The following is a 9,059-nucleotide window of genomic DNA, read 5'->3' as shown; positions in this document are numbered from 1 at the left end:
TCTGTATCCAGTCCAAATGGACTATATTCATCGCTATGGAACAAAACCATTGGCGGAGCAGATTCTGTAAGGCTCTTTTCCTTCATTTTTTTAAACAGTTTCCCAAAACAATACCCATCCTCATCAGGGAAATCCTGTTCCTGAATCATCTTTCGGATGGACAGAAGATACATCTTTGGCACCTCCACCAATTCTATACCAATATTTTCCATATACGACATAATCGACTTTCCCTTTCTTAAGGCAGACATATCAGCATCTATCTGTTCCAATGTATTTCTATACATCATCACTTGCATTGAAATCTCTTTTTTCTTTTTATTAAGGGCCGCATATAGTTTGTCATCCATTACCTCCTCCGATTCAAGAACTGCCTTAATTTCTTCCAACGAAAAATGATATGCTTTCAGCCGATTAATAAACTGCATCGTCTCCAACTGTTTAATAGAATAATATCGATAACCATTTTCCGGATTGATTTCTTCTGGAAGTATCAATCCTATTTCTGCGTAATATCGAAGCGTTTTTGTAGACACTCGGCATATACTCGAAAATTCCCCAATCGTCAACATATAACAGACCTCCTTCTGGTACCAGTATAAACTTTACCCCAGGGGAAAAGTCAACGGCACTTTTCATGCTTAATTTCAAGATAGCAGCATATTAATCGAATATAAAAAGAATTGCAAGTTTTTTCTGACTTATCAATCCTGTATACTCAACCCTCCGCCCGTTTTTTTCCCTCGATATGTTTCCACAGAGTAAGCAGGCATAAAAAATCTGGGAGCCAGAACCGCTGTCCAAACAGTCCAAACTCCCGGAAATCCCTTGTTTCCTGCACTTTTTCAGTCCCTTATTTTTCAATCCGTGACATCAATACTATGGTCTCGACGTGGGTAGTATGTGGAAACATATCAACCGGCTGACAGCTTATAGCCTGATAATCATATTCCTGAAGATATTTAATATCTCTTGCTTGAGTTGCTACATCACAAGAAATATAAACGATTTTTTTAGGATTAGCTTTAACTAAATAATCTAAAAATTCAGTTGAGCAGCCTTTACGTGGCGGATCGACAAAGACGACATCTAAATGCTGTCCTTTTTCCACTAATTCAACCATATATTTACCCGCATCATCACATTTAAATTCAACATTATCAATTTTATTTAATAAAGCATTATTATTGGCATCTTTGATTGCTTCTTCAACAATTTCAACCCCATATACCTTTTTTACATATTTAGCTAATGAAAGTGTAATTGTTCCAATCCCACAATAGGCATCTAAAACTACATCCTCACTTGATAAGTTGGCAAAATCGATTGCTTTTTGGTACAGTTTTTCAACTTGAATTGGATTGATTTGATAAAAAGATTTTAATGAAATTTTATATTTATTATCCAATAATGCATCATAAATATAACCTTTGCCATAATGAATTATTTCCTGATCACCTAAAATTACATTATCTTTACGATGATTGATATTTTGAATAACCGTTTTGATCATTGGAAATTCTTTAGTAATGATCTTAACTAACTTTTCAATTTGATTTATTTTATCTTGATAGCTGATCAATACTAACATTATTTCATTAGTATGATAACCAAATTTAGTTAAAATATGTTTGATATTACCATGATGAGCCATTTTATCATACGGTTCAATATGTAATTCTTCCATCAATTCACGAACCCGATTGGTGATTTGATTAGATAATTGATTTTGGATTGCACATTGATTACAAGGAATAATTTCATTCGATTTTTGTTTATAAAATCCCGTAACTAAATGACCATTTTTAATTCCAATTGGCATTTGAACTTTATTTCGATAATACCAGGGATCATCCATCATCAAACATTCATTAACCAAAACATGGCAATTACCGATTCTTTCTAAACAGTCTTGAACGCGCTTAGTTTTAAATAACTGTTGTCCCCGTTTATCAATATGCTGCAATTGACAGCCTCCACAAGCTTTAAAAACCGAACATTTAGGTTCAATTCGATGTTTAGAAACATGATCTAATTCAATTAACCGTGCAATTGCATAATTTTTTAAAACTTTGATAACTTTTAACTTTCCCGTTTCACCAACTAACATTCCTTTAACAAAATAAGTAAAATTATCAACTTTAACGATCCCTTGACCATCATAAGTTAAATCAACACATTCACCATAAAAATAATCATTTTTCTTCATTAATCTTCTCCTCTTTAAAAAAGACGAGCCATGCTCGTCTATTGACCTGATTGATTTAAAGTACTTGTTGCCCGATCAGTCGCTGCCTGATCAACCGGATTAGCACCAGTAAAACTAATTTCATCACTAGTTGGCTGTTTAGTACCAAAAATTGGGAAATTAGTATCACCATTACTTGTTAAAACAAATTCAACATTATATTGACCGCGACCATTGGCAGTACCCAATAAATTACTATAAACACTGCCTTCTTCTTTAGTTTCCCCTAAAGCATCATCTAACGTATGCAAAGCATTGGTTGCTAGCTGGATTGCAGTATCTGAATTAGTATTATCAATATAATTAATCGAAATCTTGATGATTCGACAATCTACTTCAATGTTAGCACTATTGATATTTCCATCAGCTTCAATCGTATCTTCAACCGCATCGAATTTACTTTCATCAATTGCAATCAATGAAGCACAACGATCACCATAAACAGGCCCATCATTATCCCCAGCGACAAATACATAAACAATAAATCCAATAATTAATAATAGAAATACAATTAAGGCAATCTGCCATTTCTTCAACTTAAATTTACCTTTTTTACTTTTTTTACCTTTTTTCATTGCTTTTTGTTCACTATCTACTTTATCATCGACAAAGAAATCATCTTTAAAAAAATCATCATCACCAAACACCTCATTTTTAGGTGCTTCGATTGTATTTTGAAAATCATCATCATCAAAGCTAAATCTTTTTTGAGACATATTTATACCTCCTTTGATAATTGTACCAAATATATTGATATTTGTACATTACGAAATTCTTTGTTTTAATAAAGTAACCAATAATTTATTAGTAACAGCTGGATTAGCTTGTCCTCCAGTCTTTTTCATAATTTGTCCAACTAAGAAACCAACAGCGCGATCTTTACCATTACGATAATCTTCAATTGACTGTTCATTAGCATCCAAAACTTCATTAATAATAACTGTTAATTCTTCTGGTGAAGAAATTTGTTTCATGTGATTTTCTTCAATAATAATTTCCGGATCTTTTCCTTGTTTCATTAACAGTTCAAAAACTTTTTTCCCTTGTTTACTAGAAATCGTACCATCCTGGATAAAGTTAATCATTTTAGCTAAATATTCAGGAGTTAATTTAGTATCTTGGATCGTTAAATTATTTTTATTCAAATAAGCCTGAACTTCCCCTAACATCCAGTTACAAGCAATTTTATAATATTTCGTATCTTTTACGACTGCTTCAAAGAAATCCGAAATTTCTTTAGTCTGGACTAAAATCAAAGCATCAGTTTTAGGAATTGAATAATCATTAATATACCGTTTCACCCTTGATTCTGGCATTTCTGGGATATTAGCGATAATTTCTTCTACCCATTTATGATCTAGACGAATTGGTAAAATATTTGGTTCTGGATAATATTTATAATCGACCGCATCTCCTTTAGCTCGCATGACCACTGTTTCTTTTTTATCTTCATCGTAGCGACGAGTTTCTTGTAATACTTCACCACCGCTAATTAAAACTTTTTCTTGTCTAGCCACTTCATATTCAATTGCTTTTTGAACATTTGAAATTGAATTTAAGTTTTTAATTTCAGTTCTTGTACCAAATTTGTCACTGCCAAAAGGACGAATAGAAACATTAACATCACAGCGCATTGAACCTTCTTCCATTTTGGCATCACTAACATCAGTAAATAACAAGATTTGTCTTAGTTTTTCTAAATAAGCAGCTGCAGCTGCACCACTACGAATTGTTGGCTTAGTGACGATTTCAATCAAAGGAATTCCAGCTCGATTGTAATCAATCAAAGAATAATCATCAAAATGTAACTGTTTAGCAGTATCTTCTTCCATGTGTAAACGTTCGATTTCAATTACTTGTTTACGACCATCAACTTCAATATTCATTGTTCCATTACGACCAATTGGATGACGATCCTGAGTAATTTGGAAACCTTTTGGTAAATCCGAATAATAATAGTTTTTTCGATCGAAACAAACCAATTCATCAATTTCCATATTTAAAGCACTACATACTCTAATGGCATATTCAACCCCAGCTTTATTTAAAACTGGCATTGCTCCAGTCATCCCCATATCGACAATATTAACATTAGTATTTGGTGCTTGACCAAACGTTACTGGGGCCCCAGAAAACATTTTTGATTTTGTTTTTAGCTCGCAATGAACCTCTAACCCGATTACTGTTTCAAAATTCATCTTCTCTCTACCCCTTTCTTGAATATTGATTGGCAAAACCTAATGCCTGTTCTAAGGCATAAGCACAATTTAAAACTGTTTGTTCTTCAAAAACGCGACCCATTAAGTTAACGGCAATTGGCATTTTATCACTAAAACCGCTAGGAATCGAAATACTAGGTGTTCCCGCAAAGTTTCCTAAAGCTAAGTGATTTTCTAAAATAATATATTCATCAGAAAGACGATCATCGTTAGCTTCATCTAATTTTGGTGCCACACTACCACTGTTAGGTGTTAAAATAATATCATATTCACTAAAGATCTTGTTGATTTCTTCAACGATCAATCTTCTTACCCGCTGTGCTTTTCTAAACATTCTTTCTTGATTTTCTGTAGCTAAAGCTAAGTTACCTAAAATAAAACGACGTTTAATATGGGCTCCAAAACCATCAGTACGGGAATTGATCATTACCTCATCGGTAGAAGCGCCACCTTGGCGATCACCATATTTAATTCCATCTAAGCAAGAATGGTTACTAGTCGCTTCACTATTAGCAATAATTGTATAAGTTGGTAAAATTGCTTTAGCTAAATATAAAGGAATGGTTACTTCCCCAACTTTAGCACCTAAATCTTTAAATACCGAAATTACATGTTCAAAATTGGCTTTAATATCAGGATTTCTAATTTCATTGCTGACGGTTGTTAAAACGGCAATTTTCATTCCTTTAATATCACTAGTTAAATCTTGTAAATAATGAGGAACAGGACGATAGCTTGATGTCATATCACGATCATCACGACCAGCCATTGCTTCAGTTACAATTGCCATATCCCGAACATTTCTAGTAAAAGCTCCCATGTGATCTAAACTAGAAGCATAAGGAATTACTCCAAAACGAGAAATTCTCCCCCAAGTTGGTTTAAAGCCAACTACACCACAAAAACCGGCTGGTTTACGAATTGAATCACCAGTATCACTACCTAAAGCAAAAGGAACGACACCGCTGCCAACTAAAGCAGCACTACCACCAGATGATCCCCCCGCAATTCTTGATGAATCCCAAGGATTATATACTGGTCCAGTTAAAGCAGATTTATTGGTACCCCCCATTGCTAGTTCATCCATGCTTGATTTTCCAATCAAACTAACACCTGCCTGATATAATTTTTCCACAACAGTAGCATTATATACCGGTACATAATCTTCTAACATTTTACTAGAAGCTGTTGTTTTAATTCCTTTAGTATTGTAGTTATCTTTAAATACCCCGGGAATTCCTTTCAACATTTCATCTTCTTTAACATCTAAATTTTCAATATTTTTAAAAGCAACATCATCAGTAATGGTAACAAAAGCATTAAGACGCTCCTGCTGTACTTTTACTTCATCAAATAATTCACGATAATACTCATTAATATCAATTTCTTTATTGACCATCATTTGATGTAACTGTTCAATCGATAATACTTTCATTATTTCACCACCTTTGGAACTTTAATTTGATTATCTTCAACGCTTTTAGCATTCTTTAAAATTTCTTCACGACTAATAACATCATTTGCCTCATCTTCACGTAAAAAAGTCGTTTCAATTTCATACGGATATGCAAGTGGTTCTATACCATCAGTATCAATTTTTTCCAATACAGCAACGTGATTCATAAAAATGTCATATTCTTCAACTAATTCTGGCATTTCTTCATCACTAATATTAAACATAGTCTTTAAACCAAGCTGTTTCAACATTGTTTCTTTATCTTCCATAAAATCCCTCCTAATTCAATAGATGACTCTTAGCATCTTCACCTTTATCTTTAATGATAATTGCTTCTAGCTGATCTTGTGAATAAACTAGAATCGTGATTGGATAATCATTACCAAATTGTGAATTAGCTTCATCGGCTGCAGTTTCTACCAAATAAAGTAATTCTGTATATGTTTTTACATTCGTATTAACATTTATTTTCAATGATTGAAGTTCACCATCCTGGTATTTACCATAACCAACAACCCCAACTGCTTCAACTCCAGCTTTTTTCATATTACTTTTGAAAATTTCAAATTGTGATGCAGTTTGTTCATCATACGTAGAAGCATTACTGCTAGTAAATAAATAAGTATGGTAATCTAAACTTTCAATTTCACCAACACTGCCATTACAATAGCTTTTTAAAATATAACGGCCATCAATATCACTTTCATTTGTATTAGTAGCATAATATACTGTAATAAAAATAGGGATATCTTTTAAATCTTTATAATCATCCTCTTTACTTAAATGTTCAATATAAGCATATAACTTAGATACTGATTCCCGACCAAAATCAACAATCAATGATTCATCCATATTAGTTTTTAAACGAGTACTGGCATCAGCTTCTCGTGGATCAATGACGATTGCTAGTGCCATTCCCTCTAGACTATAATCATCTCCTGATTTTTGATAATAATCTTGTTCATAAACTGTCGAAACCATAACTGGATCATTTACCCCACCAATTGAAGTTCCTTTTTGCGATTGAATCGTATAAGGATATTTATCAGGATCGTCAGATCTTCTAGTTAATTCTTGAATCTGGGAATAGCCAAGAATTTGTCCTTCTGATAAATAATAATCACTAGTTGAAAAATATTCAGTTGAAAGAGCCTGTAATTCCCGACCAATCGTTTGAAAATCACTAGTATTTCCAAATGAAGTATAATAATTTTCCCGATTTTCATAAACATCTAACTTCACAATTCGATAAAAATTATCATCTAAACTGTCGGTCGATGATACATCATTGGCTGTTTGTGTTTCAACTGTTTCTTTAGCATCACTACATCCCGATAACAATAAAACTAATATTAATAACGATATTAATTTTTTCACTTTGACAGTTTCCTCCTTTACAAAACGCATTATAACATTATTTTTGTTACTTCACCATTTCTAATAGCGTTTCTTCATTAATTACATCAATTCCCAAATTTTGGGCCTTAGTTAATTTACTTCCAGCATTTTCCCCGGCAACTAAATAAGTTGTCTTTTTGGAAACCGAACCAGCTACCTTCCCGCCATGTTTTTCAATTAGTGAAGCTGCTTCTTTTCGTGATAAACTAGGTAATGTTCCGGTTACTACAAAAGTCATTCCATCAAACCGTTCATCACTATCTTCATCTTCAATGATGTTCATATTAACACCATATTCTTTTAATCGTTTGATGATTTCCTGATGATATGGATCTTTAAAATAATCAATGATTGCCATCGCACTTACATCACCAATATCATTCACTTCAACTAAACTAGCATAACTGGCCTGCATTAAATTATCAATACTTTTAAATTTCTTCATTAAACTTTTAGCGGCTGCCTTACCAACATTACTAATTCCAAAACTAGTTAACAATCTAGTTGCATCATTATTCTTGCTGCCTTCAATCGCATTAAGCAAGTTATCAGTACTTTTAACTAAGCCAATGATCTTTTTATCCAATAATTCCTGTCGTTTAGCTGACAAACTGTAGATATCACTAATATCTTTAATATAACCGTGATCGATCAAAGTTTCCACATAAGCTAAACCAAAACCTTTAATATCCATCGCATCCCGACCAACAAAATTAATGATATTTTTAACCAAACGACTTGGACAACTATCATTAGTACATTTAATATCCGCATTATCCTCGTAACGAATCGCCGGTGCTCCGCATACTGGACAAGTATTTCCAATTTGATAAGGAACCGTATTTTCAGGACGTTTTTCTTTAACTACACGCTTTACTTTAGGAATAATTTCGCCAGATTTATAAACTACGATCGTATCACCAATTCTAACATCAAGATCATCGATAAAATCCTGATTATGTAAGGTTGCTCTAGAAACTGTTGTTCCACATAAACGAACCGGTTCAAAAATCGCCGTTGGCGTAATTCTTCCTGTTCTTCCTACTGATAATTCAATATCTAATAGCTTCGTTTCTTTTTCTTCTGGAGGATATTTATAAGCAATCGCCCAGCGTGGTACTTTTGAAGTAGCCCCTAATTTACGGCGATCAGCAAAACTATCGATCTTAACGACTGCTCCATCAATATCATAAGCTAAATTTTCACGATTATTGCCAATTGCTTCAATTGCCTGCCAAACTTCATCATCTGTTTTACAAATACGATAATCTTCAATTATCTTAATTCCCTGGCTTTTTAAATATTCATAGCCTTGACTATGGCTTGTAAACTCTTTTCCCCGTACATCCTGGATATTAAAAACAAACATTGATAGATTTCTTTCTTTAGTAATCGCACTATCTAACTGTCTTAATGTTCCCGCAGCACAGTTACGAGGATTAGCAAATAGTTTTTTACCATTGATTTCCTGCATTTCATTAACTTTTTCAAAAGCATCATTTGTCATATAGACTTCCCCACGAACTTCTAAATATTCAATGGGATCTTTAAGTTTCTTTTTGACATCTTTGATTACTTTAGCATTGGCTGTTACATCTTCACCTTGGATAACCCCATCACCTCGAGTAACCGCTAAATTCAAACGGCCAAATTCATACCTTAATGCCATTGATAAGCCGTCGATCTTATATTCAACGACAAAAGTAGGATCATCTAATGTTTCTTGCATTTGTCTAAC

Annotated in this window: 8 protein-coding genes; all 8 read right to left on the bottom strand. The window is 33.3% G+C overall.

The features are described 5' to 3' along the window. A partial coding sequence (locus J7M77_RS15255; protein WP_296880115.1) for a MerR family transcriptional regulator occupies window positions 1-572 on the bottom strand: 572 nt, incomplete at its 3' end. Between the two features lie 281 nt (window positions 573-853). After that, window positions 854-2,209 (bottom strand): 23S rRNA (uracil(1939)-C(5))-methyltransferase RlmD, encoded by a 1,356-nt coding sequence (gene rlmD, locus J7M77_RS15250; RefSeq protein WP_296880113.1) that lies wholly within the window; start codon window positions 2,207-2,209, stop codon window positions 854-856. Window positions 2,210-2,247: 38 nt separating this feature from the next. Then, window positions 2,248-2,964: a hypothetical protein gene (locus tag J7M77_RS15245; protein ID WP_296880111.1), complete on the bottom strand. Its 717-nt coding sequence runs from the start codon at window positions 2,962-2,964 to the stop codon at window positions 2,248-2,250. A 48-nt stretch (window positions 2,965-3,012) separates the two neighbouring features. Then, window positions 3,013-4,446, bottom strand: coding sequence for an Asp-tRNA(Asn)/Glu-tRNA(Gln) amidotransferase subunit GatB (gatB, locus tag J7M77_RS15240; RefSeq protein WP_296880109.1), 1,434 nt, complete (start codon window positions 4,444-4,446; stop codon window positions 3,013-3,015). Window positions 4,447-4,453: 7 nt separating this feature from the next. Further along, on the bottom strand, window positions 4,454-5,902 hold the full coding sequence (gene gatA / locus J7M77_RS15235; protein WP_296880107.1) for an Asp-tRNA(Asn)/Glu-tRNA(Gln) amidotransferase subunit GatA: 1,449 nt from the start codon (window positions 5,900-5,902) through the stop codon (window positions 4,454-4,456). Next, window positions 5,902-6,192 (bottom strand): Asp-tRNA(Asn)/Glu-tRNA(Gln) amidotransferase subunit GatC, encoded by a 291-nt coding sequence (gene gatC / locus J7M77_RS15230; protein ID WP_296880106.1) that lies wholly within the window; start codon window positions 6,190-6,192, stop codon window positions 5,902-5,904. The genes gatA and gatC overlap by 1 nt, the downstream gene beginning before the upstream one ends. Before the next feature lie 10 nt (window positions 6,193-6,202). Next, window positions 6,203-7,300, bottom strand: coding sequence for a CamS family sex pheromone protein (locus tag J7M77_RS15225; RefSeq protein ID WP_296880104.1), 1,098 nt, complete (start codon window positions 7,298-7,300; stop codon window positions 6,203-6,205). Between the two features lie 46 nt (window positions 7,301-7,346). Beyond that, on the bottom strand, window positions 7,347-9,059 hold a 1,713-nt coding region (gene ligA, locus J7M77_RS15220; RefSeq protein ID WP_296880102.1), incomplete at its 5' end, for an NAD-dependent DNA ligase LigA.

Origin of the sequence: Thomasclavelia sp. (assembly GCF_017889095.1) — a bacterium.
Lineage (GTDB): Bacteria > Bacillota_I > Bacilli_A > Erysipelotrichales > Coprobacillaceae > Thomasclavelia.
The sequence above is the reverse complement of the archived record's forward strand: the minus strand, read 5'-3'. Positions and strand labels throughout refer to the sequence as shown.